We start from the raw sequence: 26031 nt of genomic DNA, 5'->3' as shown, positions 1-26031 counted from the left end.
GTCACCGGCTGCGATGACACACCCCGCCCGGTGATCAGCTCCGGTAGTCGAGCCGGGTCATCATGCCCGCATCTTGGTGGTAGCCGTTGTGGCAGTGCAGCATCCAGTAGCCGGGATTGTCGGCGACGAGGTCGACTTCGATCTTCTCCATCGGCAACACGATCAGGGTGTCCTTCCGCGGCCCGGGGGTGCCGTCGGCGCGGACCACCTGGAAGGTGTGCCCGTGCAGGTGCATCGGATGCCACATCATCGACATGTTGGTGAACGTCAACCGGGCACGCTGGCCTTCTCGGACGGTCAGTGGCTCCATCCGGTCGAACATGCGGCCGTTGATGGTCCACTGATAGCTCATCATGTCCCCGCCGAGATCGGCCGTCAGGCTCACATCCGGCGGCCCCTGGGGCAGCATCACCTCACCGGTGGCGGAGAAGGAGTGCACGGTACCGACCTGCCCGTCGAGTTCGGTGGGCCGCAAACCGGGATCCGGAACTGCGCCGGTGCCGGTACGCAGCAGTGCCCGAGTCTGGGCGTTCTTACCCTCTGCCGCGGCGACGAACGGAAACACGCCGTCTGCGGCGGTCACTATGACGTCGTAGCGCTCAGACATTCCGATCAAGAGTGCATCGACTTCGGTGGGGACGACGGGGAAACCGTCGGTGTGCGTGACGGTCATGCGGTGCCCTGCGAGCGCGACCCGGAACGCCGTGTCGGCGCCGGCGTTGATGATCCGGATGCGAATCCGCTGGCCGGGCCTGGCGGCAAACGAGGAAGGAGCCTCCGGGACGCGGCCGTTGACCAGGTACAGGGGATAGGTGACATCCCCGGCGTCCCCACCGAGAAGGTTGGCGCTCTTCCCGTCGGACATGCCGGTGGCCGGCGGCTGAGCCATTCCCGACATGCCGGGCATGGAGCCGTGGTCCATCGACCCCATCCCGCCGGTCATTCCGCCGTTGCGGAGTTCGTCGAGAATCTGCTGAGGGTTACGACCGACACCGTCGGTCCAGTCGTCGAGAACCACGATCCATTCCGCGTCGTACGACAGGGATTCGTTGGGGTCGTCGACGATCACCGGCGCATACAACCCGTAGTCCGTTTGCCCACCTACATGTGGATGAGCCCAGAAGGTACCCGAATGCGGTACCGAGAACCGGTAGGTGAAGGACTGACCTGATTTGATGTCGGGGCTTGCGGGGGCGGCGCCGTCCATGTCGTTGCGCAGTGCGATGCCATGCCAGTGCACCGATGTGGGATCGGACATCTTGTTGTCGACCGTGACGGCCAACTCATCACCGACGCCGGCGCGGATGACCTGTCCCGGCACCGTGTCGCCGTAGGCGAAGGAACGGACCGTTGGTCCGCCGAGGTCGAGTTCGGTCATTTGCGGCGTGAGGTTGGCGGCGACGGTGCGGCCGGTGTGCGGACGCTTCGCCTCGGCCGCGAGGACCGCACTTTGCTCGATGCTCGCTGCTGTGGTGCCAGTCGTGGTCGTTGTCTTGTTGCTGCACGCGGTCAGCGCCAGACCGCCGACGCCCACAGCGGTGGCGGTGAGGAAGGTGCGCCTACTGACGCGGGGGTCGATGTTGCGGGAGGTGGACACGAAATTCTCCTGAAGAGTGTGGGCGCGTCCGCATTGCTCGTGGCGCGCCAGGGGAACAGACCAGAGGACCCGGATGCCGTGTCTGAAGGACATTGGTCGGGCCGGATCTGATCACGTGCGCAGGACACACTTCAGGTGCAGAATCTCTACGCCGGACGCTGGCGGGGCCCGCCAGCGCTGCCGCCGACCGAGGCGCCGGGCGTTGCTGCATGCGAAGGCCACGCACAACGCGGCCAGGGCGATCACGCCGCTCAGTAGGTCATTCGGCATGCCCACCAGACGGGGGATCGTGGCCACGCACGCCGCTCCCATCGATTCGGCCGCTGTCGTCGGGGCAGTGTGCTCGGCGAGCGAGGAAGAAGACGACGCCGGGTCGGTCCGGGGGACCGATGTCGATTCAGGTGCCGTCGTATGGGGAGGGTCGACCGAAACGCCGGTCGCCGAAAGCTGGATGTCACCGAGGCAAGCGGGCACGCCGGCACTGCTGGCGAGGCCATGCATCGCGATCAGCCCTGCCACGACCATCACGGAGAGAGCCGCAAGGCGCAGCGTCCGAGATAGGACAGCGGTGGAGCTCATCACGCTAGGTCTTTCCCGTGCTCGGCGTCGTAGTCGCTTCCACCATAGCCAAAGGCGGTGTTGTGGCCCTCGATCCGGAGCAGTGCCAGCTGCGCGGCTTCGGCGGACTTCGGGGGCTACGACCTGCACGTGGTCACCGAGGGTCCGCACATACACCTGCCCGAACAGACCTGGCGCGACCGTTCCGCGGTGAACCGAGGCGATGTGGGCTCGAAGCGGAGTTTGCTTCTTCACCACACACAGAGTTCGAGGCGAGTGCTCAGGACAGCTTGGTATCTCTTGCCGTTCCGGAAAGTGAAGTTTAGGCTTTCCGTTATGGAAAGTGAGTTTGTCGAGTCGTCACCCCGGGAAGCAGTCGCGGTGCTTGATGCACTGCAGGCGGACCGCGATCGACTCGTCGAGAACGCGAGGGTGCCGTGGCCGCTTCTGGCTGCGTTCGGCGGGGTCGGCGCTTGGTGGGTTGCTGCGGCGGGCTCCACTCGTCCGGGCGAGAACTATGAACCGCCGGCCTCCAGTTGGTTGGCGCTGGTCGCGGTGCTCGTGATCGCCTACCTCGTTCGGCGGGAGACCGGTGTTCGTTTCCGTGCGGTGGGTGCCGGGGCGGCATGGGCGTTCACCGGGATCATCGTGACGTGCTTGATCCTGTTCAGCGTGTCGCTGGGGCTTGTGTCCTACGGTCTCCAGTGGGCTGTCGTGCTCACGAGTCTCGGCGCTTTCGTCGTGACGACTCTGCTTTCCGGCGTCGCGTATCGCTCGGCGCTGGCGAAGATTCGCCATGGCTGAGGCTGCATTCGACGAGCTGATCCATGCACCGATCAGACTCCGGATCTGTGGCCTGCTCAGACCCGTCGACCGGCTCGACTTCGCTGTGACGCGTGAGGCATTGGGGGTGTCGGATGCCACCCTGTCCAAGCATCTCAAGGCGCTGGTTACTGCCGGATATGTCTCGTCGACGAAGGCCGCTTCCCTGTACCGGAGCGACGCTCGGCGGCTGACATGGCTCGCTCTCAGCCCGACTGGTCGTGCTGCCTTCGACGCGCACGTGCGCGCTCTCCAGGCAATCACCGGCGTACCCGGCGGGCGCAGCATCCAGTAGTGCCCGCGGAGCAGCGTCGGTGTCGTCGCGACGAGATCGGTTGCCGCATCGAGGTCGCCGTAGCGGCCGCCGATGTTCGACAGAAGGAGCCCTCGGGTGCCTGGCGTAGCTCATCGGCCCTCACGAAGCTGACTCTCACCCACAACGTCCGAGAATTCCGAGCCTCGGTCGCGGCCTCCATGTTCGACGATCGTCAGACAGGACGTCACCCACCACCATCGGGGCCATCAGTAGATCGTTCCCATCACGGTTCGCACCTCGTCGAGGGTCTGCTGGGCGATCCCGTCGGCGCGTTGGTTGCCCTGCCGTAGGGCGTCGCGGACGTAGTCGGGATCGCGGGTGAAATCGTCGCGCCGGCGGCGGTGTGCGGCGAGGAAGTCGTTGACCGCTTCGGTGGTGACCTTCTTCAACGCACCGGCTCCGGCGTCGCCGATCGCCTCGGCGATCGCCAGCTCGTCGCGGCCAGTGCAGAGCGCCGCGGTGGTCAGTAGTGCTGAGACCCCCGGACGGTTGGCGGGGTCGAAAGTGATCCGCCGAGTCGAATCCGTTGGGGCCTTGCGGATCACCGCGGCGGTCTCGTCGGCGGTCATCGACAACGTGATCGCGTTGCCGTGGGACTTGGACATCTTCCGGCCGTCCAGACCCGGTACCTCCGGGCTCGAGGTGAGCAGCGCCTGCGGCTCCGGGAACACCGCTCCGTATCGGTCGTTGAACCGCCGTGCGATCACCCGCGTCAGCTCCACATGGGGCAGGTTGCCCTTCCCGACCGGAACCAGGTTGCCCTTGCAGAACAATATGTCTGCGGCCTGATGCACCGGATACGTCAACAGTAAGCCGCTGAGCGCGCGCCCCGACGCGGCGTGCTCGGCCTTGACCGTCGGGTTGCGGTGCAGCTCGGCCTCGGTGACCAGGCTCAGGAACGGCAACAGCAGTTGATTCAGCGCCGGCACCGCGGAGTGGGTGAAGATCGTGGCCCGATCCGGGTCTATCCCCGCGGCCAGGTAGTCCAGGACCGCGTTGTAGACGTTGCCGCGGACGTGGCCGATGGCGTCGCGGTCGGTGATGACCTGGTAGTCCGCGAGGATGATGAAGGTGTCCACGCCGTCGTCGTGCAGGCGCACGCGTTCGGCGACGGTCCCGAAGTAGTGGCCCAGATGCAATGGGCCGGTGGGGCGTTCGCCGGTGAGGACGCGGTATCGGTCCGGGCGTTCGGCGATGTCGGCCCGTAGAGACTCGCTGCGTTCGATGGCGGTGTCGAGAGACGTCACGTACTGCTCCTGGAATGGTCAGGGGCTGCACGAACCTCGATCGGGTCGAACGGCGATCGCGGGCTGCGTACAGCCCGCGGACATGGTTAGACGGGCTGCCTGTGCAGCCACCACCATGCCTGTCGGATTGCGATCACCCAGCCAGGGTAGCAATTCGCTTCGCTGACTGATCGTCGCACCGGACGCGTCAGCCTGCAGAAGACACGACCGGACGGTGACGGGGCGTGCTCGTCGCAACAGCGAGTGATCCGGTCCCATTGATCGGCCACTCCCGTGCCTGGACCCCATCCGTCGCTACGTGCAGACATGGCGAGGTCGATGTGAGCCGACAACAGCAACACCGGAGCAGAGAGAAGAGAAGTGAGAAGGAGAGGAGAGAGGAGAGAGGAGACGGCGGGGTGCGTTGATGGCCGTTCGGGTGAGAACCAGGGAGTCCGTGAGCGATATCAACTCCTCGATCCGATCGTCGGAGTTGGGAAGACCCGCGCTGGTCAGGAGTGACGAGGTCACCCCTCGGGCAATCGCATGGACTTCGGACCGTGTAGTCAGCTTCCCCCTGAAGCGCGGGAACGTCGTCGAGTTCGAGGATGAGTGCGTAGCGGGCCTACACGTCGTCGCGGCGGTCCGCGAGTGTCTCGACGAGTTCGGCGATGACGCCGGCAAGCTCAGTGACGCTCAGCTGGTGTCCGCTCCGTAACGTTGCGCTCAGGGCATCTGCAGCGTGCTGGGCGTCAGCAATCGTGCGTTCAGCGAGCATGTCGACGGCAAGTTCGAGTAGAACGAGCCGGGTTTTGCATGGTGGGAGGTCGACCCCAGCGTGATCATGAGCGGCCGACCCATGCAACGACACATAGTCGAGCAGAACGTCCTTGTAGAGCGATGCCTGCTCGGGATGCCCGACGGGCCGAGAGCGTATAGACCTGTGGCTGGGACAAAAACGCGCGTGACGCGGCGTAGGGGCAACGACGAACGCGTTTCGTTTCGTACCGAAGGGGCGACCATGGCACGCCACCTATCTACGTAGTTGCATAGTAGATGGGGGCGGCGGTGGCCCCGTCGCGTGCTCGTGGCCGGCATGCGCCCGGAGCCCCGGCTTCGTGCCGTCGGGGGAGTCCGAGTTCACGGTCGGCAGGTGTCCCGATCGTTCGAGCCCGTACAGTGCCGCGGCGCTTCCCACACCGATAGCGATCAACACCACCCAGATCACCGATCCCAGATGCGCTGCTTGCAGGCTCCCGAATACCGCTCCGGTACCAAGGTTGCCCAGCAGGATCCCGATCCCGACGACGGTGTTGTAAAACCCGTAGTGCGTAGCGACCAGCCGCCCGCCCGATAATGCGACGACGGTGTCCATCTCGAACGGAAACACCGCGGCGGTACCCACTGCTACCAGTCCTGCTGACAAGAGCAGAGCCACTACCGCGCCGGTCGTGCCGAGGGGCATTCTGCTGGGAGCGATCGCCAGTGGCGCGAATGCCGCTGCCATGACGGACATGCCGACCACCAGGCTGCGATGCGGTCCCCACCGCCTCGAGAACCAGGCGGTGATCCGCATCTGCCCGGCGATCGCCACCAGGGACGAGACGACGAAGATGGAGGTCACCAGCGCAGCGCCGGTTGCTTCGCCAGTAATGATTCCCGCCTGCAGAGGAAGCGCGAGGTAGATCTGGAACGACAGGATGTAGGATCCGATCATCACCACCGCGAACAGCACGAACGGCCGATTCGTTGCCACTGTTCGCCAATCGTGTAGAACCGAGTTCGGCTTGTGTGCACGTTCCGTCCGTGAGGCGGGCAGCGCCCAGATCTGCACGATCGTCAGTACAGCGAAGACACCGGCTGCCACCAGACAGGTGATTCGGAAATCCAGGGTGGTCAGCGCCAGCCCGAGCAGAGGACCGAGCAGGATTCCGGCCTGGTAGAAGATATTGAACACGGCGAACGCCTCAACCCGTCGGGCGCCGGCATCGGCAGCGAGATAGGCGCGGACGGCCGGATTGAACAGTGCCCCTGCGAATCCCGTAGCAGCCGACGCGACCAGGATCGCCGGCAACGACTCGACCGCTGCCAGCAACCCGAATCCCGCGACCCGCAAGAGGCAGCCGGCAATGATGAGCGGCTTGTATCCCAACCGATCAGCGAGCGTGCCCCCGACCAGGAACAGGCCCTGTTGGGAGAAGTTCCGGACACCGAGAACCAGCCCGACGACCCACGCCGCCAACCCAAGTGGGCCCGCCAGATAGCCTGCCAGATATGGCATCAGCATGTAGAAGCCGACATTGATGGAGAACTGGTTGACCATCAGCACCCGGCTGGGGCGGTCGAAGCTACGGAACTCGGATACCAGCCTTCTCATCGCAGGTCCTCAGGGGCGACCACGGTCGTACACCGGGCCCAGGATCCGACAACACGCTCTGCCGGATGCGCGATGGTAGTCGGCCCGGCGGGGGCCTCGATGCCGAGGAGACCGTGCTCGGCGCAGTAGCTGTCGTTGTAGACGGTGTCGAAGTACCGTTCGGGACCGTCCGGAAAGATCGCGGCAATCCTGGCGCCCTCACCGCTAGTGCTGGCAATCCAGCCGGCCACCAGGGCCACCGCACCCACGCTCCAGCCGCCACTGGCGTGGTGGCAGGTCGCCGCTAGGGTTCGGCATGACCACACTGCCTCCGACGGTGCCACCCAGTGCACCTCGTCGAAGGCCGGGTAGTCGACATTGCCGGGATGAATGCTCGAGCCGAGCCCACGCATGAGCCGGGGCGCGGCGGGCTGACCGAAGATCGTCGAGCCGACGGCATCGACCCCGACCAGCTTCAACTCCGGATTGAACCGGCGCAGCACACGCGCTACCCCGGCGGAATGCCCACCGGTGCCCACCGAGCAGACCAGAGTGTCGATGCGGCCGAGCTGGACGATCAGTTCCGTGGCGAGTGACTCGTAGCCGGCGACGTTGTCGGGGTTGGTGTACTGGTCAGGGCACCATGATCGAGTGTGTGATTCGAGGAGCTCATGCACCTTCTCGCGGCGGGCTTGCTGCCAGCCGCCGGCCGGGTGAGGTTCTGCGACCACGACGACCGTGACCCCGTAAGCGGCGAGCATACGGTGGATGAGCGGCTCCATGCCCGGATCGGTCACCAGGGTGACGGGGTGACGGTGGACGATTCCGGCCAGGGCCAGCCCCAGACCGAGAGTGCCGCTGGTGGATTCGATGATCCTCGCGCCCGGGGCAAGGTCACCACGGGCCCTGGCCCGTTCGACCATGTGCAGGGCGGGACGATCCTTCATTCCGCCGGGGTTGCAGCCTTCTAATTTCGCCCAGAACCCGCGGCCATTTCGGGCGAAAGGGTCACCGATCCACAGGACCGGCGTGTTGCCGACCAGACTGCCCGGCTGCGTGCAAGGCCCGCCGATCAGGGGATTCGGGGAGCGGTCAGGAAGGGGAGACGCGAGAAGGGGAAAAGCACTATTCATGGTGTGTAATCCCTGCATATCTGATTGCGCAGCTGCGCAATACAAGTGATTCGGTCAGCGCAAAGTCAGGCCCCGAAGACGGGTGTTCGGTGCCTATTTGTACTGATCAGCACCTGCTGATGCAGAGCTCGTTCAAGACAGCGCGGCCATGCCGGACAGGGATTTTCCCAGGCGGTGGCGCCCGCGGACTCGCCGGTGCCACGAACAACATCGCGACCGAACCGATCGCGGCAATAGCAACGACAGCGATCATCGACAAACGCAGCGGACTGCTATCCGCGCGGGGCTTCGCGATGACGGCCAGCGGTTCGTTGGAGGGATCCGACGATGCGACATCGATGTGCGTATGCCCAGGCGCTTCCTCATCGATTGATGGCGCCGAGGAGGCCGACACCGACGGCACATGTATCTGCGGTCCGGGCTCTGGCCCGGAGATGATCCCGCACTGGACGATGATGTAAAAGACGAGGAAGACGGCAGTGGTCAGCGCGAACAGGTTCCGCGTCCGAGTGGGACCAAGCGCAACCGCGTTCACAACGCCCTCGATCCTGGCAATGCCCGGCTCGTTTCGTTGACTCGACGATCCATCCTGTCCACCCCCGATCATACAGAGCGTCCACCCATCGACAGGCGTCCACAACCGACCCGCCACTCACTGCTGCGGGCGGTCACCGCGACTGACATCCATCACCTCGAGGCGTGCACTTCCGGCCGGGAAGCCCGGCGCGAAGCGGGTTTACCCCACTCGGCGCCGCGGACTGCCGCACCGTGAGTGTCTTCCATTCTCCGGGAAGCGAACTCCCGCCGGCCGCGCGCCACCCCAACCCCAACTACTATGAACAATAGTAGATGGGACGTTCCCTTGTGGTGTCATTGTCGCCGTGACTGTGGCAGGTTGGTGACCTCCCGTACCTGCCGATGAGGTCACGGGTCGCAGCCCTCGTGCCCTATGTCGATCGGGCGGGAGCTTCGTTCCCGGCGAAGGGAACGGCGTCGTGACCGTCGACGGCATTCGACTGGGGGTTGCCACGTGCTGCGAGGTTGCCTTCGACGGCCATGTCGCCGAATCTGTCCGCGCCGGAGCGCAATTGCTCACAGTTCCGACCAGCAGCGCAACTATCAGGCGCACCGAGATGACCTCCGGTAGCTGGCATGTCGCGGTGCGGGCGGTCGAACACTCGCGAAGCGTGCTGGTCGCGGGGACGAGCGGCGTCAGTGCGGTCGTCAAACCCGACGGCGCTGTTCAGCGCCATACCGCCATGTTCACCGCCGACGCGCTGGTCGCCCCAGATTCCGCTACGGGACAACACCGGGCTGACCACCCGTCTCGGTGTCCTTCCCGGGATATCGGTCTCGATCGAGGACACACTGGCCGCCGGTATAACGGCTGTGTCACGGAGGAGGCCGCCGGGCAGCGCGGCTGCCGATGACCGAAGTCGTGACATGAGCGTGAACGCGCACGCTCGCACCAAGCCCGTTCGGTGTCTGTTATTGCTGGTCACGGTTCATTTCTCGGAATCTACTAGGTGCACACCTCCCGCCGCGAACTACTAAGGAGGATAGTAATTCGTCCCGAGTTCGTATATCTTTTCGTGACACGACAGGGTGCTTCGCACCGAACCTCTCCGAGTAAGGATCCCGTCTTGGCGCGACACCGGAAACCGAGCCAACCGATCCCGAGCCGCGTAGTCGCTTCGGCTCTCTCCTTCTCCGACATCGGTCACCGAGGACGTCACCGAAGCGTGGCCCGACCCGGCCGTGGAAGCAACGCCTTCGCCGCAGCTGCAACCGGGGCTGTGCTCTTCGCGGGATACCAGGCCGCAACACCCGCGCTGGCACAGGCGCATCCCGTGGTCGAACAAACCGATCAGGCGCAGCAGTACGTCGAAGACGCTCTGCGTGAATCGGGTGTTGTGCAGCCAGGTCACGAACAGTTGATCATCGACGCCCAAGTCCTCGGTAGCGTCGCCGCCGACACGCAGGCTGTGCTGGACGCGCTCGCCATCGGCGCGCAGCGAGCCCTCGCCGTCGCGTCCGAGACGCCGTCGCCGACAAGCGTCCAACCCGAGGGCAGTGCGGCTTTCGATGATGTGACCGCTTCCGACGGTGCGTGGTCGCCGGCACCTACCGTCGACTCGGTCCGCGGGTCCGTCTCGTCGTCGTCCGCAGTCCTGCCCGGTAGTCAACGGGCAGTCGCGCCGGTTTCCGGCACGTTGACTTCGGATTTCGGCCCTCGGTGGGGTACCACCCATTGGGGACTCGACATCGCCAACAGTATCGGTACCCCGGTGCTGGCCGCCGCCGACGGTACTGTGGTCGACGCCGGACCTGCGTCCGGATTCGGCCTGTGGGTGCGGGTGCTGCACGACGACGGCACCACTACGATCTACGGCCACATCGACGAATACCTTGTCGAACAAGGGCAAAGGGTCCACGCCGGCCAGCAGATCGCTACCGTTGGAAATCGCGGCCAGTCCACCGGCCCACATCTGCACTTCGAAGTCTGGGACGCGGAAGCGAACAAGGTCGATCCCAAACAGTGGCTCGCTGAGCGCGGCGCCGCCCTCGACGACAACACCATCGGCTCACTGTCGTGAACGGCCTGACCTTTCCTGTCAGAAACTCGGGAGATCCCTCGTAGGTAGGTTGCTCGGACGAAACCTGTGGCCCCACCGAACCTCGATCCGAGATCGACTGACGGGCGCGGATGAAGAGCCACTGCGGCTACGTGTTTCGCCTACCCCGTTCCGACACACGCCACGAAAAACCCCGACGCTATGGCGGACCCGCGCCCGAAACACTGTGCTGCTTACTGACCGTTTCAGAATGACTTCCGTAGTCGTCTCAAACAGATGATGCTGCAGGCAAGTTCAAGCAGTCCTTGGTGCAGGTCGGCTCGTACCTCGGAGCGGACACGCAAGCGTTTGAGTTGGTGCAATCACGCGAAGGTACGCTCGACGACCCACCGAACCTTGCCCAGAACGGAACCGTGCGCGACACCACGGCGGGCGATCTTCGGCGTTATGCCGCGGCTGCGCAGCAGTGCACGGTACTTGTCGTAGTCGTAGCCTCGGTCTGCGAATACGCGGCGTGGCCGATGCCGTGGTCTGCCTCGTTGTCCGCGGATGTGTGGGATCGCCTCGAGCAGCGGCAGAACCTGGGTGACATCGTGCCGGTTGCCGCCGGTCAGCGTCACTGCGAGGGGTGTGCCGTGCCGGTCGACGAGCACATGATTGTTGCTGCCCGGCGGCCACGATCGACCGGTGACGGGCCTGTGTGATCCCCCCTTTGAGGGCTCGCACGTGCGAGCCGTCGACCGCGACATCGTCCATCTCGAGCAGATCCGCAGCGCGAAGTTCGGTGAGGAGCAAAGCATGCAGCGCAGTCCACACCCCGGCGGCGGTCCATTCGCGGAGCCTGCGCCAGCAGGTGATGCCGCTGCACCCAATCTTCTCGGCCGGCATATCGCGCCAGCTCACATTGGTGCGCAAGACGAACCGGATGCCCCCGGGTGCGGTGCGGTCGTCGACTGGTTTGCGGCCCGGGAATCGGGAGCGTCGGGTAGGGCGGGGTGGTAGTAGCGGCGCTATCCGCCGCCACAGATCATCCGGGACAAGATCATCAGCCACATGGGCACCCTGCCTGACGGCGAAGGCGCATACATCACCGGGCCGCACCGTAGGCTGCTTTTCGTGAGAGCCCGCGACCTCGACCCGCAGACGATCCGGCAGATTCTGCCTGCCGCAAACAGCAGCGATGTGAACCGGCTGGCGACCTCGACCCCGCCGAGCTCCGTAGTGCATCAGTGGAATCGGCTATGCCCGCTACTCACGACGAATCTGCGGGTGGAGTACGCCGGCGCCGCCTACGAGGACGTCGCCGCTGCCGAGGAAGCGACCTGCCCTTGGCCGGAGGAGGTCCGTGAGCTGTACCGGTGTGTGGCCGGCGCCGATGATCGACGGGGGATGCTGCTGCTCCCGCCTGACTTCGAGCTGCTGTCGCTGAAGCGACTCGTGGAGGTACACGCACTGTGGCAATGCCTGGTCAGGGAGCAAATGCACGAGGCGGGAGGCGGCATCGCCGAGGAGATGGCCAAACCGGCGGGCTCACCCACGGCCGTCATGCTTCCTGGGTTCATTCCTTTCGCATGCAGCGACGCCGACACCCTGTTCGTCGACACCCGACACGGCCCGCTGCACGGAGGCGTCAACCTCTGGCCCGACCAGGACTGGGTCCACCGACCACCCCTGTGGCGGTCGCTCAGTGCGATGTTCGACGATCTCGCGTCCTGCCTCGAACGCAATGCCCCGATGACGCTGCGCCTGTCCGAGTGGCGCAAGTACCAGCCATTCATCGAGGGCGATCGGCTGGTCTGGGAACCCGTGCCCTGAACGAGCCCATCCTCATGCTGAAACGAGCAGTTAGTAGTTCGGGGGGTGGCATTCCAGCGGCGGCGTCATTTCACCTACATCGCACACCTTCCGGTGGCATCAGATTCGTTTCCGTCACGACCGCAGGCCTTGCTTCCAGACAACGCCGATCCGGGAAAGCCTTTGCCGCGGCGAGAATCCAGCCGTGTTCACGGCGGTGACAGCACGGGTTGCCCCTCACGCGTCAGAATGTGGCGCAGGAGGTCAGCGCCATTGTTGCGACCAGGGTGAGCGCCGGCAGCGCCGGTAGGGCCGCGGCGGTGCTGCAGGTTGCGACGGTACGGGCCAGTCGGATCGGGACACGGTGACGGGGGCGATCGGACGACAGCCGGCGGAGGCGCAATTCGATGCAGTCGCAGGCGATACCGAGCGCGGTAGCCGGGGCGGGATGTGGCTGAAGGCGCTGCAACGCACGGCGTACGGATTCGCGCCCATGCGCGTGTGCGGCACGCGTGTCGGCATCGAGTTCGACCAATGCTCGAACCAGAGACGGTGACGAGCGCATGATCGGCAGCCACGGGAAGGCGAAGGCAAGGGACTCCGCGATACCGACGAGCAGGTGGTGCCGTCTGCGGATATGTGCCCGCTCATGGGCGAGGACCGCTGACATCGCATCCGGATCGAGGTGATCGCGCAAGCTGTTGCTTGCAACCACAAGACCTGGCCTCCCCGCCAGGCTGTAGGCCAACGGTACGTCCAGCGGCAGCCACAGCGGGGATGTCTTCGTGGCCGCTTTCCCGCTGAGGATTCGGGCCAGCATCACATGCCGCTGGTGCAGGTCCCGGCGCTTCCGCCGGAAACGCAACATGTGAATCGCCCACCGCGTTCCTGCGACCACCAGGGTCAACAGCCCGACTATTCCGAACGTGGTTTCTACCCCCGTGGGCGCACCTTGCAAGGCGAGCCAACAACTCTGCGCAATGTCGCCGAGCGACGAAACTCCACCGTGGCTCGGGAGCAGGCTCAGCGCGACGGGCACAATCATACTGGTCAGGGTTCCGACGACGAGAGTCATCCATGCCATGAGCGTGATGTGAGGATCGAGTTCCCGGTGCACCATCGTGGCGAGGAGGTACGGGGCTACAACGGCGACCGACAAACCGCTGATTGCCCAAAGGAGAACTGCGATCATCGTTTACCTCGCTCGCGCAGTCCTCTCGCGAGGACCTTCGATTCGTCGTCGGAGGCGCCGCGGGCAAAGTGGAGAAGCACGCCTGTGGGATCGCCCGTCGAATCTAGTAGCGCCCTCACCGCCTCGGCTGCCGCCTCTTCGCGTGTCCTGGTGGCGAGATACCAATACGCGCGACCGTTGCGCTCGCGATGCACCCACCCCTTGCGGTGAAGATTGTCGAGCACCGTCATCACCGTGGTGTAGGCCGGTTCCCGGTCATCGTCGAGCCCGTCGAGGACATCCCGCACTCGAACAGGCTGAGTCGAACGCCACAGAACGTCCATAACCAAGGCCTCGAGCTCGCCCAACCCTTGCATCGTCCCTCCTCTTCCCCGACCGTCTGTGGGCATTGAACGCCCACCCGTTTGCACATCCTGCCCGACGCAGACAGCCTCTCCGCTCCGGATTGCGTCAGGCAAGCAGCGCGGCGACGGCATCTCGTATCTGCTGCGGATCATGAAACACCGGAGTCGAAGTGATTCGAACAACCGAGCCATCACCGCGCACCACGAAGCTCAATGGGAGCACCGGTGGTGCTGGCAATACCTTGTGGACGCCATCACCGTCACCGAATGACGGATAGTGCACCCCCAAATCCGCCAGCAGGCCCAATGCTGACGATTGCTTGTCTTGGACGTTGATTCCCACCACACGAATCGCATCCGGAGCATGGGCATAGGCGTCGAGCACCGGTATCTCTTCCCGGCAAGGCGCACACCACGAAGCCCACAAATTGATCAACGTCGGCTGTCCCCCGAGTGCCTGACCGATATCGATTGGGATGTCCGACCCGAGACACGGTGCCTGCACACCAGCAAGCACGCCAACCTCTGCTGGGGACCCCGCCGGCTCAGGGCACGGCGCGATCAGGGGAGTCGCCGTCAACTGCTCTTGATGTAAGGAATCGGTGGTGGTGGCCGAAGGCTCGTGAACCGTGCGTGCACCGGACCGTGACGAGGACTCCGAACGGGGCCAGATCGCCACTACCAGTAGGGAAATCACTGCTACACCGAAGAGCATCCACCGAGCTTCAGCGCGCACGATGCCTCCCTGGCGTCCTCGGACCGAGGAGTCGATGCCGTCCCTGCCCGTTCATGTTAACTCATTCTACTATCTGGCATAGTAGGTCGCGGTGAGTCGGAGAATGCCCCACCGGAGAAGCGTCGCTTCAGCCACGACAACGTGTGCCCGCAATCGGCAGACGTTCGGCGTGCGCGGCGCCTGCCCGGCGGCGTGGAAGACCACCGCCACGCGAATCCTGCGAACAGCACAGTCCCTCCGCTGTTCGCCATCCCGAGTACCCCGCGTCCAGACATGCGCGGCCTAGACGCGCGGGATGGGGTTGCCCGCGATCATCCCCCCGTAGAAGGAGTTTGAGCAGTGAAGTCTCACGTCGATCGCCCGCGCAGTCGGGTGCTGCGATTGATTCCCGCTGTGGTCGTCGGATCTCTCGTGAGCACCGCATGTGCGGGTGGATCGGATGCGGTGGCCACCGGTGGAACATTCGACTTCGTCGCGCCCGGTGGACAAACCGACATCTTCTACGATCCTCCGGAAGCCCGCGGCACGATCGGCCCGCTATCGGGGCCTGAACTCATGAGCGATCAGCCCGTCGATGTCTCCGCCTTCGCCGGTCAGGTCGTCGTGATCAATCTGTGGGGCCAGTGGTGTGCGCCGTGCCGTGCCGAAGCCGATGACCTCGAGCGTGTGTTCATCGCAACCAAGGACTCCGGGGTGCAGTTCATCGGCATCAACGTCCGCGATCCTCACCGCGACAAGGCTCAGGACTTCGTCACCGATTATGGTGTGACATACCCATCGATCTACGACCCGCCCATGCGTACACTGCTGGCGCTCGGTGGCAAGTACCCCACCAGCGTGGTCCCGTCGACGCTCGTTCTGGACCGCGATCATCGAGTCGCGGCCATCTTCCTACGGGAGCTGCTCGACGAGGACCTGCAACCGGTCGTCGAGCGAGTGGCGAGCGAATCATGACTCTGCTTGCCCAGGAGATCGGGAACAGTTTTCAGTCCGTTGCCGCCACCGGACCGCTACTCCTCGCCCTCGGAGCCGTGACGCTGGCGGGCCTCGTCTCGTTCGCCTCCCCTTGCATAGTCCCGTTGGTCCCCGGCTATCTGTCCTACCTCGCCGGCATTTCCGGAGCCGATACCGCCGCCACCGAGAACACACAGGTCAAAGCCTCCGACAAATGGCGGGTGACCGGCGCAGCGCTGTTGTTCGTCGCCGGGTTCACCGTCGTCTTCGTACTAGCAACGGCATCCGTGTTCGGCGTGATATCCATCCTCCAGATCAACCGCGAACTGCTCCAACAGATCGGCGGTGGAGTGACGATCGTGATGGGGCTCGCATTCATCGGGTGGGTACCCTTCCTACAGAAAGACACCCGGCTAAAGCCCCGGCCTGTCGGCCACCTAGCCGGTGCACCCCTTCTCGGCGCGGTTTTCGCGCTCGGGTGGACACCCTGTCTGGGCCCCACGCTCGCCGGCGTCCTGTCGGTGGCGGCTGGTACGCAGGGGACGACCGCAGCCAGAGGCGTCGTCTTGATCGTCGCCTACTGCCTTGGGCTCGGATTGCCGTTCGTGCTCCTGGCATTCGGATCCACCAGAGCCATGCGCGGTGTGAGCTGGCTACGCACACATTCCCGAACCATCCAGATCGTCGGCGGAATCACGCTCGTTCTCGTCGGCCTCGCCCTCTTCACCGGTGTGTGGGAACTGTTCGTGGCCTGGATACGGGACGAGTTCGTCACCAACGTCGTACTCCCGATCTAGCAGCCCACCGATCCGTTGATCGGATCAACAGCTACGACGAAGCACCGCCGAGACGGCGACTCGCCACCGGCGGAGTACGAGCCGTTGAATGAGCCGCAGAGCGCGGATCTCGCTGGTGCTGGTGCTGGTGCCCTACGACGGTGCAGAGGTGCTCCTCAAACCGGTGTTCGGCACCCTCGCCGATCGGATCGGTGCCCGCCCGGTCCTGATCGGAGTACTGATCGGGTTCTGTATGGAGTCAACGGCTTTCGTGATAGTCGATGATTCCGCGTGGCTATGGCTCGCGCGGCTTGGCCAGGGAACTGCGGCCTCCGCCTTCTCCCCGGCCGCTGGTGCGCTCGTCGCCCGGATGAACCCGGTCGCCGCTCACGGCCGGGCGTTCGGCACCTACGGCTTCTACAAGAGCCTGGGCTACACCCTCGGTCCGCTCCTCGGCGGCGCACTTGTCTGGGCCGGTGGTTTGGTCGCCCTGTTTGCCGTGCTGGCGGTACTGTCCGCGGTCCTCGAACGGGGTGTCGCGCCCCGTCTGAAACTAGGACGAAACTGCCGCCCGCAGCCGCCAGCGTTTCCATGATCGGTTATTGGCCCCAACGGACGGGTGGGCATCCAACGATCCAATCGCCGAGCGGGCCGAGAGAGGGGCCGAGCGAGAGGAGATAGTCGTCGTCGTGACAGCTGCGCTGTGGAGAATGGCTTGTCTACATTCCGAACAGTGTCCGGACGAAGGAGAGGCTCTCGGGTAGCGCCGCGCGCATCGTTTCGATGTGCCCGGTCGGGTACGTGCGGAAGGTGACCGGCTGGTGGTTGGTGGCGAGTTCGGCCGCGAGTTTCAACGCCAACGGTGCCGGCACCATCTCGTCCGTCAGACCCTGTCCGAGGAAGACCGGACGGTCATAGCCGGTGGTCGGGATTTCCAGCATGCCGCGGGCAGCGGCCAGGATCGCGGGATCGTCGAGCGGACGGTTCACCAGGTCGCCGATCGAGACGTCCTGCAGGTCCGGCGCCATTTCCTCGTAGCACTGGCGTTCGGCCCGGGCGAGGGCGTTCAGGCCGACCGGGGTCATGTATCGATCGATGTCGAGATCGGGTCGGGCAGCCCGGAGTCCGGCCAGGATGTACGAGACGAACACGGTGCTGCCGTCCAGCGGGAGTCGGGGGAAGCCCGGTCTCACGAGTGGTGTCAGGTTCTCCAGATTCGATGGTGCCCCCGTCGCAACCGCGCCACGGTAGTCGAGTTCGGGTGCGTACCGGGTCGCTAGCGCGGCGGTGGCCATCGCGGACTGCCCGCCCTGGGACTGTCCGAGCGCCACCCACCGCGGCGACAGTGACGGCTCGACGGCACGCGCGGCGCGCACCATGTCGACCACGCTGTGCGCCGCGGACGGGCCGTCCAGGTATGGGTGGACTCCCGGCGTGCCCAGTCCCACGTAGTCGGTTGCGACGATCGCGTAGCCCTGCGAGAGCCAGCGGGTGAGGTACGGACTGCCGACCGTCCCGGTCACAGTGGGGGCGCACTTGTCGGCGATGCCCACGGTGCCGTGGGCCCACGAGATCACCGGCCAGCCGCCTTCTGGTGGCGCGCCGGGCGGGAGGAAGACCGCGCCGGTACTCAATGCGGGGCGGTTGAGGGGGCCGGTGGACCAGTACGTGATTTTCGATCCGCTGACGGCACCGGGGACCCAGAAAGACTGTGGCAGGGGAGCCACCGCGGTCACGGTCCCGGGAATGGTGACCGGGGTCGAGGGCTGTGCCTGGGCGGGAGCCGTCGTCACGACCGCAGAGACGAGTGCGGTGATCATCAATGCCTGGCCGAATCGTCGTCGGATCATTGCACCGCTCCCGGGTTCCGTCCGCGTGTACGCCGATTCCCATTCTGCGCGAATCGGAGGGGAGGCGGACCGGTTCGGCCATGTTCGGGTGCCGCTCCCGCGCTCGACGGGCGGTACTACTATCCGATAAGCAGACGGGCGCAATGTAGTTCGCGCAGCATGGTCATTCTGGTGGGGGTGTATCGATGGGGCCGGGAGAGTATCCGGGCGTGTACTCGGGGGAGATGGTCGTCGCGCCGACATGGCTGGCGGTGGTCGCGATGATCCCGATCCTGCTGACGGTGCTGGCGCTTGTGGTGTTCGCGTGGAAGGAATGGACCGAGCGCAGACGAGCGAAGTCGTCTCCCGTGCACGCGGCGGCGTGGGCGATGGAGCACGACGAACTCGACCGCGCGATTCGGGCGTTGGCTGCCCGCGAACGTGAACTGCTGCTGGCGGGCGATTTCGAGGCGGCGAACCGGACCGCCGCCGACAAGGACATCTGCGTCCTGGTCAGCGAGCGCCGTCACGGTGTGACGGGAGGCTGACCCGGTCCGGTACGACGCGACGGCGGCAGTCTCCACCGCTGTCGCGCCGCACGGATCGGTCCCCGGTCAGTGTGCGTAGATCCCAGGGCGCCGCGCCGACCACGGCATCGCCCGCTCCAGATCGGCGGCGAGAGTGAGCAGGGTGGCCTCGTCGCCGTACCGGCCGACGAACTGCAATCCGATCGGCCAGCCGGTGCGGGATTCGGCGAGCGGCAGCGAGATCGCGGGATTGCCGGTCGCGTTGAACAGCGCGGTGAACGCGCCGTATTCGAAGATCCTGTTGTACCAACCCGGGGCGTCGAGGGTGGCGTCGTCGGCGTCGAGCTGTCCGAGCGGAACGTTCGGCTGCGCGGTGGTGGGTGTCAGGAACACGTCGTATCCCGTGAGGAATCGGGCGACCTCACGGCGAGCGGTGTTGAACTGGTGCTCGGCCGCGTAGATGTCGCGAGCGCTGAGCGACGCGCCGTACTCGGCGCACACCAGTGTCGTGGCCTCGAGGTGCTCCCGGCCCGGAGTCATGCCTGCCATCTCGGAGGTGGTGGTCACGATGTCGCCGAGGAAGCTGCACCAGGCATCGAGGTTCGCCTTGTCGAACGCGGCGGCGTCGATCTGAGGCGCCGCCTCCTCGACGTCGTGGCCCAGGTCCGCGAGTCGGGCGGCGAGATCGGTCACGGCCCGCGCACATTCCGGATCGACCGTGCGGCTCGCGTCGTACGGGACGGTGGTGAAGGCGATCCGCAGCGGTCGTACTCCCTGGTTGATCAGGTCGCTGAACGATGCCTTTTCCGCGGGGAACAGGTACTTGTCGCCCGGTTCGGATCCGTGCACGGCGTCGAACAGCGCGGCGCAGTCGCGCACCGTGCGGGTGACGGCGAATTCGATGCCCAGTCCCAGCAGCGGGTCGCCGTGGTCGGGACCGACCGTGGTGCGGCCCCGGCTGGGCTTGAGGCCGACCAGCCCGCACGCCGCGGCGGGGATGCGGATCGAGCCGCCGCCGTCGTTGGCGTGGGCGAAGGGCAGTGCTCCCGCCGCCACCAGCGCGGCCGATCCTCCACTCGATCCACCCGGGCTGCGCGTCGGGTCCCACGGATTGCGGGTGGGCCGACCGTAGGCGAGTGCTTCGGTGGTGGCGTTGAATCCGAACTCGGGGGAGGTGGTCACCGCCATCGTGGCCAGGCCCGCGCGGCGGAAGCGTGTCATCAGGTCGTTGTCGTGGGGGTGCTCGATTCCGGGACCGAACAGTCGGCTGCCGTTACGTTGCGGCACCCCGGCAGCGTGCGTGATCAGGTCCTTGATCGCGAACGGCACGCCGCGGAACGGCCCCGACGCGTCGTGGTCGAGTGGCTGCGCGAACCGCTCGCCGGCCACCGCGCCCAGCTGCGGTTCGACCTGGTCCAGTGCGGCGGCCGCGGTGGCGTGCACCTCGGCGGCGCTCACCTCTCCCGCGTCGATCAGCGACGCGAGTTCGGTCGCATCCCGCGCGGCGTAGTCGGCGATATCCATGGCATCCTCCGTGGCTGTTGATCGATGGAGGTGCGAACGTACGTCCGGCGCGCGGTCGGGGGATCCGTCGATCGACGGACGCGGCGGGACCCGTTGTGACGTAGGGCATACTTTCGTCATGGACTCGACGGTTGACCGGTTGGAGGCGGCCCTGTGCCTCCGGGCGGCCGTGACCTCGGGGTCGCTGGACGCGGATTCCTCCGGGATCTCCGCCGGCCGGGTCCTGTTCGACCTCGCCGCCGCCGTCCCGTACGGGCACGCGGTGCTGTCGTGTTGGGACCCCGTCGCGGGCGCCCACGTGACCAGCGCGAGCCTCGGCTACCACGCGGAGTCCGTCGAGGTCGTCAACACCTGTATGCCGCGCCACCCTCTCTTCCGGCAGCTGCGCGAAACGCGGATGCCCTTGAGGCTCTTCGATGTGCCCGAGGCGATGCGCTGGGGACCCGTGTTCGATCGGGTCATTCGCTCACGCAACTACAGCGATGGGCTGAGCCAGTGCCTGTTCACACGGGACGGCCGCTACATCGGGATGCTCAACATGAGCACCACCGGCGGGGAGCGATTCGACCAGCAGTCAGTCGTCACGGTCACCTTGCTGAGCGACGTGCTGGCAGATGCGCTCGATCCGTTGGCGCAGCCCCGACCGTCCCCACGGGTAGGTCCCGGTGACGCAGCGCTGGTCGTCGATGCCGACGGTTCGGTGCGCGCGCTGACCGACGACGCCCCGGTGATGCTGTTCGGCCCCGGCACGACCGGTGGTCGACTCGCCCGTGCCGTCGCGACGTCGGGGCAGGCCGCCGACTTCCACTTCGTGGGTGTGGGTTCGGCGCGGGGCGTGCGGATGGAGCCTGTCCGACGTGGCGGCACCCTGGTCGTGTGCCGCCCGAGCGACCCGCCGATGGGGCTGACGGGGCGGGAGGCGGAGGTTCTCGCGCTGCTGCCGACGGGCGCGTCCAACGCCGAGATGGCGGCCCGACTGGGGATCGGCGCCGCGACCGTGGCCACGCATCTCGAGCGGATTCTGCGCAAGATCGAGGCGCCCAACCGGACGGCGGCAGCGGCAACGGCCGCGCGGTGGGGGCTGACGCCGATCTGATCGCCCGAGCGGGCGTCCCCGTCAGGGGGTGACGATCGTGAAGTTCGGGTCGGGCTCGTCGACGTACCCGGCGAGTTCCGCCAACTTGGCGAGGTCGCCGTCGGCGGTGATCCGGCCGTCGGCCATCGCCTGGCCCAGATCCATGCCGCCGAGCAGGACCCCGAGCAGGAGGGGGCGGGTGAGGGTGAACGCCGCATCCGGGGTCGGCCTGTCCGCGACGGTGGTGTCGAGGTCGAAGTGCACCAGCAGACCGTTGCGCAACTGGGTCCTGTGTACGACGTCCTCGTCGGTGACATGCCAGTCGATGGTGATGTGTGCGTCCCACGCCCTGGGGCCGTCGACCCGCAGCGAGATCGCATCGAACACTTGCTCCACCGACAGCGCGGCCGCGATGTCGGGTGCGGCGCTCGCTGTGGGAGTTCCGACGGCCCCGTTGCGCAGTTCGTAGGCGCCGGTGAGATAGAAGTTGCGCCACGTCCCGTTCTCGGCGCCGTAGGCGAGCTGCTCGAGGGTGTCGGCCTGCAGGGCCTTCGCCTCCGCGTTGTCGGGCTCGGCGAAGACGACATAGTTGACGACCTGCGCGACCCACCGGAAGTCGCCGTCCGCGAACGACTCCCGTGCTTTCCGCAGGACCTCGGGGGACCCGCCCATGAACTCGACGTGCCGCTTCGCGGACTCCACCGGTGGGTGCTCCCACAGGTGCGCCGGGTTGCCGTCGAACCAGCCCATGTAGCGCTGATAGATCGCCTTGACGTTGTGGCTCACCGAACCGTAGTAGCCGTGCGTGTGCCAGGCGTTCACCAGCGCCGGTGGCAGCTCGAACTCCTCGGCGATCTCGATCCCCGTGTGGCCCTGGTTGATCCGCCGCAGCGTCTGGTCGTGCAGGTAGCCGTACAGGTCGCGCTGCAGCGAGAGGAACTCGGTGAGCCGCTGCGTGCCCCAGGTGGGCCAGTGATGCGAGGCGAACAGGACATCCGAGCGCGCGGCATACCGGTTGATCGATTCGGTGAGGTACTTCGCCCACACGTGCGGGTCCCGCACCAGGGCGCCGCGCAGCGTCAGCAGGTTGTGCAGCGTGTGGGTGGCGTTCTCGGCCATGCACAGCGCCCGTAGTTCGGGGAAGAAGAAGTTCATCTCGGCCGGCGCCTCGGTGCCCGGCGTCATCTGGAACTCGATCCGGACACCGTCGACGGTCTCGGTCTGTCCGGTTCTGGTGACGTTCACCGTCGGGGTGATCAGAGTGGGTGTGCCGGTCGACGTGGTCTGCCCCAGGCCGGCCCCGACGGCGCCGCGTGGTCCGCGGGGCAGTGCGGCGCCGTACATGTATGCGGCCCGGCGTGCCATGGCGGTGCCGGCGAAGACGTTCTCCTCGACGGCGTGTTCGACGAAGCCGACCGGCGCGATGATCGCGCAGTGACCCGCCGTCACGTCCTCGTCGGTGGTGACGCCCTTGACCCCGCCGAAGTGGTCGATGTGGGAGTGCGTGTAGATCACCGCGGTCACCGGCCGGTCGCCTCGATGTTCGCGGTATAGCGCGAGGCCGGCGGCCGCGGTTTCCGCCGAGATCAGCGGGTCGATGACGATCACACCGGTTTCGCCCTCGATCAACGTCATGTTCGACAGGTCCAGGCCGCGGATCTGGTAGATCCGCTCGGCGACCTCGTACAGGCCCTGCCGTGCCACCAGTCCCGACTGGCGCCACAGGCTCGGATTGACGGTGGGCGGGCACTGACCGGTGAGGAAGGCGTAGGAATCGCTGTCCCACACCACGGTTCCGTCGGGCGCGGTGACCACACCGGGACTCAGCGCGGCGACGTACCCGCGATCCGCGTCCGTGACGTCCGAGTCGTCGGAGAACGGGAGTGTTTCCGACGCGCGCGCATTGACTGCGCCGATCGCTGGGGTCGCACCCTCGCTCACCGTCATGTGGACATCCTTCCGTCAGGCTATCGACACGAATTCAGTTGTCTCGGCAGGGATCCGTCAGCCGAGGAGCTGCGCCTTCGCCGCCGCGAACTCGTCGTCGGAGAGCACACCGGACTGGTGCAGTTGACCGAGTTGCTGCAGCTTGGAAACCAGATCGTCGCCGGTCGGGGCGGCAGGCGACGGAGCGGGTGCTGGCGCGGGCTGCTGAGTCGCGGCTTGCTGTTCGGCGTATGCCTGCTGTTCCGCGGCCCGCTGCTGGCCGCGGCGGTTCACGGCGTTGGACGTGGCCTGCGCTGTGCCTGCGATCACCGCGGTGCGTGCGACGGTGCCGAGCAATCCGGGGCGACCCCTGCGGCCGGCTCGAAAGACCATGTGACTCTCCTGTTCCTAGAGTGCTGCTTCGACGGCGGCGATCACCGCGTCACGGGGAATCTGGACGTGCAGTGCGACCTCGCCTCCGGCGCCGCGGACTGTCGACGCGAGTTGTCGCGCCCAGGTCTCCTCGTAGACGATGATCGCCGCCGAGGTGCCGGGCTCGAGCGAATCGCGGACAACGTCGAGGTCCTCGTCGCTGATGAGCGACTTCGCCTCGATGGACAGGATCGCCAGGCCGACGTCGTCGAGGTCCTCGTCGACATCCACCTGGGTGACGTTCCCGTCGGTGTCCTTGGCGAGATAGACGAGATCGAGCAGGGTCACGTAACCGCGGTCGACGACGTCCTGCAGCGCAGCGACCGTGGCGTCGTCGACGCGTGATCCGGGGAAGGTCAGCACGACCAGTTCAACCGGTCCGATGTTCGATGTATCACCCATGCCCGCGAGCCTGCCACCATTGCCGCACGGACGCCGGATGTTCGACGGATGTCGAGTCCGCATCGTGCGGGTTTCCGGTCAGAGGTCGATGACGACGTCGTCGCGGGGAGTCGAGCAGCAGATCAGATCGTCGCCCGATCCCGGCGGGTCTACTCCGCGATGACCGGAAGTAGAACCCGGGGCGGCGATGCGGACGTCGTTGTCGGCGAGGCCGTCGACGGTGAGGTTCTCACCGAACTGCCCGCGGATGGGGTCGTCGCGTCCGAACTCCTGTCGCCAGTGGGCATACGAGTCGACTTGATACACAAGAACAGCGCGCATCTCACCGCCGTGCCCGGCCAGGTCGCCCTGGCCGTCCCGGTCGATGTCGAGGCGCCGGACCCTCACCGGTCCGGTCACCGGCGACTTCCAGATTCCGGTGTGAACCGTCTTGCCGTGCCACGGCACGTCCTGCGGCATACCCACATTGACCGAGACGAGACGGCCGGAAAGCGGCAGGCTGTCCCATGCCCCCCGACGCTGGTAGCCGGTGACGCGGTTCAGGGACGAGTACCGGGATCCGAGACGGACAAGCAACCTTCACCTTCGCCGAGACGCTTCACTCGTGAAGAGTTCGACGACGTTTCCTGTGGTACGCATGACCCCATGGGGCAGTGGGTGGGGCGGGAGATGTCGATCGCGATCGGATCGGGTGCGGTGTCCGGGGGTGTGGTGGCGTCGGTGCTCGGAGGTGCCTTCGGAGGCATCGGTCTCGGCGCCTTCATCGGTGCGGTGCTCGGCGCGGTCGTCGGTAGTGTGTCCGTCGCTGCCGGGCATCTGGCGATCCGGTCGGCAACGTATTGGCCGGCCCCGAGCGAGCGGTGCTGGAGGGGACGATTCGCGGCGTGTTCCGCGGCTGCGGTCTTCCTGCTGACGGCGGTGCTCTCGATTTGGGAGCTTTCCGCGTCTCCAGGGGAGCCGTCGATCGTGATGACCAGTGTTGCAGTCGTTTTCGCAGCCATAACCTTCGTCTGCACGTTCGCTCTCGCACCGCGATCGCTACCCCGGACGAAGTGACCGTCACGCACTCGTAGCGGTGCGGCCCGTCGTCCCGAGAGTGCCGGGACGGGCGGCGAGGTGAACTCTGCCACAGACGGAAGGTGCGGTTTTCCCGAATTCGGTGGGGCGGGCCGTGATCAGCTGCGGGCGGCCGGCTCGCCCAGTCGCGCGCGCACGCCGTCGATGAACAGTCCGAGCCCGAAGTCGAATCGGACGGCCGGGTCGCCGTCGAGGAGTTCGTCATCGGATCCCGGATCGGCGCCGGTCTCGGTGTCCGGTGAGGCCGGCGAGCGGGTGAGCGCGCCCATCGCCTCCATCTGTGCGCGGGACTGTTCGTCGACGGTGTGTCCGAGGACGAAGTACAGGAGCGTGTAGGCGGCGAGTTCCGCGTACGGGCGGGGCAGTCCGGCGCGGATCCCGGCGCCGACGAAGCTCTCGCGGGCCAGATTCGACGTCATCCGAGACGCGTAGGTCGCGGCCACGAGTTCCGCGCCGTCGCGGTGGGCGAGCAGCGCGCTGCGGAGGCGGTGGGCCAACTCGGCAATGCCGCCGTCCCACTGCGTCGACGACACCGGCGCGTCGACGCCCTCGAGGATACGATCAGCCATCGCGCCCAGGAGCGTTTGCTTGTTGGGGAAGTGCCAGTAGAGCGCGCCGGGCTGCACGCCGAGTGAGGTGGCGAGCCGCCGCATCGTCAGGTCGGCGAGGCCGTACTCGTCGAGGATGGCCATGGCGCCGTCGAGGACGTCGCCGCGTCGCAGCTGCACTGACTTCTCCTACTTCGATCGGCCGTTCGGGTGGGGGTTCCTTTGACACTAATCGACCGCGGCTCTAACGTGAACGCCGTTCAACTTGTACGGCGTTCAATTCGTGACGTCGATCATGTTGCTGTATCCGT

General features: G+C 66.1%; 26 protein-coding genes and 3 pseudogenes. 11 read left to right on the top strand and 18 right to left on the bottom strand.

Going from position 1 to position 26031, the window contains the following annotated elements; genetic code table 11:
- Window positions 1-34: 34 nt before the first annotated feature.
- Window positions 35-1597, bottom strand: a complete 1563-nt coding sequence (locus AC1RIF_RS22545; RefSeq protein WP_492603599.1) for a multicopper oxidase family protein — start codon at window positions 1595-1597, stop codon at window positions 35-37.
- A 111-nt stretch (window positions 1598-1708) separates the two neighbouring features.
- Complete coding sequence (locus AC1RIF_RS22540; RefSeq protein WP_492603598.1) at window positions 1709-2176, bottom strand: hypothetical protein; 468 nt, start codon at window positions 2174-2176, stop codon at window positions 1709-1711.
- 129 nt (window positions 2177-2305) lie between these two features.
- Here AC1RIF_RS22540 and AC1RIF_RS22535 point away from each other — a divergent pair, with 129 nt between their 5' ends.
- Together AC1RIF_RS22535 and AC1RIF_RS22530 are read left to right on the top strand one after the other, a co-directional pair.
- Complete coding sequence (locus tag AC1RIF_RS22535) at window positions 2306-2959, top strand: hypothetical protein (RefSeq protein WP_492603597.1); 654 nt, start codon at window positions 2306-2308, stop codon at window positions 2957-2959.
- Window positions 2952-3272: a transcriptional regulator gene (locus tag AC1RIF_RS22530; protein WP_492603596.1), complete on the top strand. Its 321-nt coding sequence runs from the start codon at window positions 2952-2954 to the stop codon at window positions 3270-3272. The genes AC1RIF_RS22535 and AC1RIF_RS22530 overlap by 8 nt, the downstream gene beginning before the upstream one ends.
- A gap of 227 nt (window positions 3273-3499) precedes the next feature.
- Here AC1RIF_RS22530 and trpS read toward each other — a convergent pair whose 3' ends face one another.
- Window positions 3500-4540 carry a tryptophan--tRNA ligase gene (trpS, locus tag AC1RIF_RS22525; protein WP_492603595.1) on the bottom strand — a complete coding sequence of 347 codons (1041 nt, stop codon included), beginning with the start codon at window positions 4538-4540 and terminating at the stop codon, window positions 3500-3502.
- Window positions 4541-4946: 406 nt separating this feature from the next.
- Here trpS and AC1RIF_RS22520 point away from each other — a divergent pair, with 406 nt between their 5' ends.
- Entirely contained in the window at window positions 4947-5237 is a 291-nt protein-coding gene (locus AC1RIF_RS22520; protein WP_492603594.1) for a hypothetical protein, read from the top strand.
- Window positions 5238-5552: 315 nt separating this feature from the next.
- Here the strand turns inward: AC1RIF_RS22520 and AC1RIF_RS22515 are convergent, their stop codons facing one another.
- The 3 genes from AC1RIF_RS22515 to lpqS form a co-directional block, all read right to left on the bottom strand.
- On the bottom strand, window positions 5553-6896 hold the full coding sequence (locus tag AC1RIF_RS22515) for an MFS transporter (RefSeq protein ID WP_492603593.1): 1344 nt from the start codon (window positions 6894-6896) through the stop codon (window positions 5553-5555).
- Window positions 6893-8008 carry a PLP-dependent cysteine synthase family protein gene (locus AC1RIF_RS22510; protein ID WP_492603686.1) on the bottom strand — a complete coding sequence of 372 codons (1116 nt, stop codon included), beginning with the start codon at window positions 8006-8008 and terminating at the stop codon, window positions 6893-6895. The genes AC1RIF_RS22515 and AC1RIF_RS22510 overlap by 4 nt, the downstream gene beginning before the upstream one ends.
- A gap of 106 nt (window positions 8009-8114) precedes the next feature.
- The gene (gene lpqS / locus AC1RIF_RS22505; RefSeq protein ID WP_492603592.1) at window positions 8115-8543 is read right to left on the bottom strand and encodes a putative copper homeostasis (lipo)protein LpqS; all 429 of its coding nucleotides are present in this window, start codon (window positions 8541-8543) and stop codon (window positions 8115-8117) included.
- A 1207-nt stretch (window positions 8544-9750) separates the two neighbouring features.
- Here lpqS and AC1RIF_RS22500 point away from each other — a divergent pair.
- Complete coding sequence (locus AC1RIF_RS22500) at window positions 9751-10605, top strand: M23 family metallopeptidase (protein ID WP_492603591.1); 855 nt, start codon at window positions 9751-9753, stop codon at window positions 10603-10605.
- Between the two features lie 341 nt (window positions 10606-10946).
- Here AC1RIF_RS22500 and AC1RIF_RS22495 read toward each other — a convergent pair whose 3' ends face one another.
- Window positions 10947-11333, bottom strand: a complete 387-nt coding sequence (locus AC1RIF_RS22495) for a transposase (protein ID WP_492603590.1) — start codon at window positions 11331-11333, stop codon at window positions 10947-10949.
- 109 nt (window positions 11334-11442) lie between these two features.
- Window positions 11443-11811, bottom strand: a pseudogene (locus tag AC1RIF_RS22490) (transposase); the annotation flags it as partial.
- Between AC1RIF_RS22490 and AC1RIF_RS22485 the strand changes: the two are divergent.
- Window positions 11701-12399 (top strand): SMI1/KNR4 family protein, encoded by a 699-nt coding sequence (locus AC1RIF_RS22485; protein WP_492603589.1) that lies wholly within the window; start codon window positions 11701-11703, stop codon window positions 12397-12399. The pseudogene AC1RIF_RS22490 and the gene AC1RIF_RS22485 overlap by 111 nt on opposite strands.
- Before the next feature lie 223 nt (window positions 12400-12622).
- Here AC1RIF_RS22485 and AC1RIF_RS22480 read toward each other — a convergent pair whose 3' ends face one another.
- From AC1RIF_RS22480 to AC1RIF_RS22470, 3 genes are all read right to left on the bottom strand, one after another.
- On the bottom strand, window positions 12623-13570 hold the full coding sequence (locus AC1RIF_RS22480; RefSeq protein ID WP_492603588.1) for a M56 family metallopeptidase: 948 nt from the start codon (window positions 13568-13570) through the stop codon (window positions 12623-12625).
- Entirely contained in the window at window positions 13567-13926 is a 360-nt protein-coding gene (locus tag AC1RIF_RS22475; protein ID WP_492603587.1) for a BlaI/MecI/CopY family transcriptional regulator, read from the bottom strand. The genes AC1RIF_RS22480 and AC1RIF_RS22475 overlap by 4 nt, the downstream gene beginning before the upstream one ends.
- Window positions 13927-14020: 94 nt before the next feature.
- Complete coding sequence (locus tag AC1RIF_RS22470; RefSeq protein WP_492603685.1) at window positions 14021-14629, bottom strand: TlpA family protein disulfide reductase; 609 nt, start codon at window positions 14627-14629, stop codon at window positions 14021-14023.
- A 402-nt stretch (window positions 14630-15031) separates the two neighbouring features.
- Here AC1RIF_RS22470 and AC1RIF_RS22465 point away from each other — a divergent pair, with 402 nt between their 5' ends.
- The 3 genes and pseudogenes from AC1RIF_RS22465 to AC1RIF_RS22455 all read left to right on the top strand — a co-directional run.
- Entirely contained in the window at window positions 15032-15604 is a 573-nt protein-coding gene (locus AC1RIF_RS22465; protein WP_492603684.1) for a TlpA disulfide reductase family protein, read from the top strand.
- A complete protein-coding gene (locus tag AC1RIF_RS22460; RefSeq protein ID WP_492603586.1) occupies window positions 15601-16401 on the top strand; it encodes a cytochrome c biogenesis CcdA family protein in 801 nt (266 codons plus the stop codon). The genes AC1RIF_RS22465 and AC1RIF_RS22460 overlap by 4 nt, the downstream gene beginning before the upstream one ends.
- Before the next feature lie 112 nt (window positions 16402-16513).
- Window positions 16514-16906, top strand: a pseudogene (locus AC1RIF_RS22455) (MFS transporter); the annotation flags it as partial.
- 193 nt (window positions 16907-17099) lie between these two features.
- Here AC1RIF_RS22455 and AC1RIF_RS22450 read toward each other — a convergent pair.
- The gene (locus tag AC1RIF_RS22450) at window positions 17100-18230 is read right to left on the bottom strand and encodes a lipase family protein (RefSeq protein ID WP_492603585.1); all 1131 of its coding nucleotides are present in this window, start codon (window positions 18228-18230) and stop codon (window positions 17100-17102) included.
- Between the two features lie 185 nt (window positions 18231-18415).
- Between AC1RIF_RS22450 and AC1RIF_RS22445 the strand changes: the two genes are divergently transcribed.
- The gene (locus tag AC1RIF_RS22445; protein WP_492603584.1) at window positions 18416-18757 is read left to right on the top strand and encodes a hypothetical protein; all 342 of its coding nucleotides are present in this window, start codon (window positions 18416-18418) and stop codon (window positions 18755-18757) included.
- A 66-nt stretch (window positions 18758-18823) separates the two neighbouring features.
- On the opposite strand, the gene AC1RIF_RS22440 is transcribed toward AC1RIF_RS22445, so the two are convergent.
- A complete protein-coding gene (locus AC1RIF_RS22440; RefSeq protein WP_492603583.1) occupies window positions 18824-20260 on the bottom strand; it encodes an amidase in 1437 nt (478 codons plus the stop codon).
- Between the two features lie 118 nt (window positions 20261-20378).
- On the opposite strand from AC1RIF_RS22440, the gene AC1RIF_RS22435 reads away from it, so the two are divergent.
- On the top strand, window positions 20379-21356 hold the full coding sequence (locus AC1RIF_RS22435) for a helix-turn-helix transcriptional regulator (protein ID WP_492603582.1): 978 nt from the start codon (window positions 20379-20381) through the stop codon (window positions 21354-21356).
- A gap of 21 nt (window positions 21357-21377) precedes the next feature.
- On the opposite strand, the gene AC1RIF_RS22430 is transcribed toward AC1RIF_RS22435, so the two are convergent.
- The 4 genes and pseudogenes from AC1RIF_RS22430 to AC1RIF_RS22415 all read right to left on the bottom strand — a co-directional run.
- The gene (locus tag AC1RIF_RS22430) at window positions 21378-23282 is read right to left on the bottom strand and encodes an alkyl/aryl-sulfatase (RefSeq protein ID WP_492603581.1); all 1905 of its coding nucleotides are present in this window, start codon (window positions 23280-23282) and stop codon (window positions 21378-21380) included.
- Between the two features lie 57 nt (window positions 23283-23339).
- The gene (locus AC1RIF_RS22425; RefSeq protein ID WP_492603580.1) at window positions 23340-23654 is read right to left on the bottom strand and encodes an SHOCT domain-containing protein; all 315 of its coding nucleotides are present in this window, start codon (window positions 23652-23654) and stop codon (window positions 23340-23342) included.
- Window positions 23655-23669: 15 nt separating this feature from the next.
- Window positions 23670-24095, bottom strand: a complete 426-nt coding sequence (locus AC1RIF_RS22420; RefSeq protein ID WP_492603579.1) for a DUF6325 family protein — start codon at window positions 24093-24095, stop codon at window positions 23670-23672.
- Window positions 24096-24281: 186 nt separating this feature from the next.
- Window positions 24282-24554: pseudogene (locus tag AC1RIF_RS22415) on the bottom strand (MOSC domain-containing protein); the annotation flags it as partial.
- A 186-nt stretch (window positions 24555-24740) separates the two neighbouring features.
- On the opposite strand from AC1RIF_RS22415, the gene AC1RIF_RS22410 reads away from it, so the two are divergent.
- The gene (locus tag AC1RIF_RS22410) at window positions 24741-25151 is read left to right on the top strand and encodes a hypothetical protein (protein WP_492603578.1); all 411 of its coding nucleotides are present in this window, start codon (window positions 24741-24743) and stop codon (window positions 25149-25151) included.
- Window positions 25152-25270: 119 nt separating this feature from the next.
- Here the strand turns inward: AC1RIF_RS22410 and AC1RIF_RS22405 are convergent, their stop codons facing one another.
- Complete coding sequence (locus AC1RIF_RS22405; RefSeq protein WP_492603577.1) at window positions 25271-25900, bottom strand: TetR family transcriptional regulator; 630 nt, start codon at window positions 25898-25900, stop codon at window positions 25271-25273.
- Window positions 25901-26031 lie beyond the last annotated feature (131 nt).

The organism is Prescottella sp. GW823-FHT02E09, from assembly GCF_058797375.1.
Note: the sequence above shows the minus strand (reverse complement) of the source record. Positions and strands in the feature narration are given on the sequence as shown.